The sequence below is a fragment of the Actinoplanes sp. NPDC051633 genome, assembly GCF_040681735.1.
Lineage (GTDB): Bacteria > Actinomycetota > Actinomycetes > Mycobacteriales > Micromonosporaceae > Actinoplanes.
In genome coordinates this window covers 1-2,788 of record NZ_JBFAZH010001026.1, presented here as the reverse complement: position 1 = coordinate 2,788, position 2,788 = coordinate 1, and the positions used below count along the sequence as shown (strand labels likewise).

Below are 2,788 nucleotides of genomic sequence, written 5' to 3'. Positions count from 1 at the left end.
GGTCAGCCGGCCAGCGCCAGGAACACCAGCACCAGCACCAGCGCCTCCGCCGGCGTGATGACGAACGGTGTCATGACGCCCGTTTCTCCAGCGCCTCGATCCGGCCGATCAGCGGGGCCAGCTCCGTGCGCAGCAACTCGGCGATCGCGCTCGGCTGCGGAGTCGTCTGGGCGCGCAGGTGGCTGTATCCGGCGAGGGCGGCGGACACCGCCCGGCGCACCGCCTTCGCCTCCGCGCCCGCCTCGCGCAGCACCCGGCCGGCCGCGCCGTCCGGCTCGGCGGCCAGCCCGATCAGTAGGTGTTCGCAGCCGACGTAGTTGTGACCGAGCGCGGTCGCCTCGGCCACGGTCAGCTCGAGCGCGTTGATCGCGGAGGTGCTGAAGCCGGTGTCGCCGGGCTCGTCGGCCGCCGTGACGGTCAGCTGGCCGGGATCGATCTCCATCGAGCGCAGCACCTGGATGGCCAGGTTCGAGCCCTCGGAAAGGATGCCGCCGAGAAGATGGTTCGTGCCGATGAGGCTGCCGCCCGCGTTACGGGCCAGCGACAGCACCTGGATCGCGCGGGGGGTGAAGGACGGCAGCCGAGCCGCGAGATCGGCGTCGCTGAGGTCGGTGACGACCGCCTGGCGGATCGCCGTCACCCGCCGGACCGCCTGCTCCAGGGCCCGCTGGCAGATGGCCGACACCGGGATCCCGGTGTCCCGGACCGCGTCGGCGAGGTCGTCAGGCAGGTACACGTTGATTTTCGGCATGCGTTATTCATAACCCGTATGGGGTTAGAAAACTATAACCCCATATGCGGCCGACTAGCCTGCCTGCTGTGACCACCCGCATCTCCGTGCGTGGCGACCGGCCCTACGACGTACTCGTCGGCCGCGACCTCGCCAAGCACCTGCCCGAGCTGATCGGCCCGGCCGCGCGCACCGCCGTGCTCTTCGCGCCGCCGCTGCTGGACCAGGCCGTCGCCGTCGCCCGCGAGCTGCCCGAGCCGCTGCTGATCGAGGTGCCGGACGCCGAGGCGGGCAAGACCGTCGCGGTGGCCGCGCGTTGCTGGGACGAGCTGGGCGCGGCCGGCTTCACGCGCAGCGACGCGGTGGTCGGCGTGGGCGGGGGAGCGGTGACCGACCTGGCCGGTTTCGTCGCCGCCTCGTGGCTGCGCGGCGTGCCGTGGGTGCCGGTCTCCACGTCGCTGCTGGGCATGGTGGACGCGGCGGTGGGCGGCAAGACCGGCGTCAACATCGGGGCGGGCAAGAACCTGGTCGGGGCGTTCCACCCGCCGGCCGGCGTGCTGTGCGATCTGGACATGTTGGACACTCTGCCGCCGGACGACCTCACCGCTGGTCTCGCCGAGATCGTCAAGTGTGGCTTCATCGCCGACCCGGTGATCCTCGACCTGCTGTCCGCCCACCGCGAGAACCTGCCGGAGCTGATCGAGCGCGCGATCCGGGTGAAGGCCGACGTCGTCGGCCAGGACCTGCGCGAGGCGGGGTTGCGCGAGATTCTCAACTACGGCCACACGCTGGGCCACGCCATCGAGAAGCGTGAGGGGTACGCGTGGAAGCACGGTCACGCGGTCTCCGTGGGCCTGGTCTTCGCGGCCGCCCTCGCCCGGCACGCCGGCCGGCTCTCGCCGGAGGTCGCCGACCGGCACCGCGTCGTGCTCCAGCGGCTCGGCCTGCCGGTCTCCTACGACGCCGGCGCCTTCCCCGAGCTGCTCGCGGCGATGCAGGTCGACAAGAAGACGCGCGGTGCGACGCTGCGGTTCGTGGTGCTCGACGATGTCGGCAAACCAGGCATCCTGGCCGGCCCGCCCACGTCGTTGCTCGAGCAGGCGTACGCGGAGGTGGCAGCGTGACGCGCGTTTATGTCCTCAATGGTCCGAATCTCGGGCGCTTGGGCACCCGCCAGGTCGACGTCTACGGCGTCACGTCCTACGCCGATCTGGTGAAGTTGTGCGAGGAGGCGGGCGCCTCGCTCGGCCTCGACGTGGTCGTCCGGCAGACCGACGCCGAGCACGAGATGCTGGCCTGGCTGCACACCGCGGCCGACGAGGAGGCGCCGGTCGTGCTCAACCCCGGCGCGTGGTCGCACTACAACTACGCGATCCGCGACGCCTGCGCGATGCTGCGCAACCGGCTCGTCGAGGTGCACATCAGCAACATCCACGCACGCGAGCAGTTCCGGCACCATTCGGTCGTGTCCGCGGTGGCGACCGGCGTGGTCGCGGGGCTGGGCGTCGACGGCTACCGCCTGGCCCTGCAGCACCTGAAACAGGCCGGGTAGACTCGTAAGGTCACCCGGCAAACCAAGAACAGGCAGGACATGGCTTCCACCAACGACCTGAAGAACGGACTCGTGCTCAACCTCGACGGCGAGTTGTGGTCCGTCGTCGAGTTCCAGCACGTCAAGCCGGGCAAGGGCCCCGCGTTCGTGCGCACCACGCTGAAAAGCGTGCTGTCCGGCAAGGTCGTGGACAAGACCTTCAACGCTGGCACCAAGGTCGAGACCGCGACCGTGGACAAGCGCACGATGCAATACCTCTACAAGGACGGCGAAGACTTCGTCTTCATGGACCTCGACACCTATGACCAGATCCCGGTGAGCGCCGGGACGGTCGGCGAGGCGGCGAACTACCTGCTGCCCGAGGCCGAGGCGACGATCGCGCAGCACGAGGGCGTCCCGCTCTACATCGAGCTGCCGACCAGCGTGTTCCTCGAGGTCACCTACACCGAGCCGGGCCTGCAGGGTGACCGGTCGACCGGCGGCACCAAGCCGGCGACGGTCGAGAC

Annotated in this window: 4 protein-coding genes; 3 read left to right on the top strand and 1 reads right to left on the bottom strand. The window is 70.1% G+C overall.

The window, feature by feature from the left end; all coding sequences use genetic code 11:
• Nucleotides 1–70: 70 nt before the first annotated feature.
• A complete protein-coding gene (locus AB0M20_RS36305) occupies nt 71–751 on the bottom strand; it encodes a Clp protease N-terminal domain-containing protein (RefSeq protein ID WP_364305170.1) in 681 nt (226 codons plus the stop codon).
• 44 nt (nt 752–795) lie between these two features.
• Here AB0M20_RS36305 and aroB point away from each other — a divergent pair, with 44 nt between their 5' ends.
• The 3 genes from aroB to efp form a co-directional block, all read left to right on the top strand.
• The gene (aroB, locus tag AB0M20_RS36300) at nt 796–1,854 is read left to right on the top strand and encodes a 3-dehydroquinate synthase (RefSeq protein WP_364305168.1); all 1,059 of its coding nucleotides are present in this window, start codon (nt 796–798) and stop codon (nt 1,852–1,854) included.
• Entirely contained in the window at nt 1,851–2,282 is a 432-nt protein-coding gene (gene aroQ / locus AB0M20_RS36295; protein ID WP_364305166.1) for a type II 3-dehydroquinate dehydratase, read from the top strand. The genes aroB and aroQ overlap by 4 nt, the downstream gene beginning before the upstream one ends.
• A 39-nt stretch (nt 2,283–2,321) precedes the next feature.
• Nucleotides 2,322–2,788 (top strand): elongation factor P (gene efp, locus AB0M20_RS36290; RefSeq protein ID WP_364305164.1); only part of this gene is annotated, 467 nt, incomplete at its 3' end.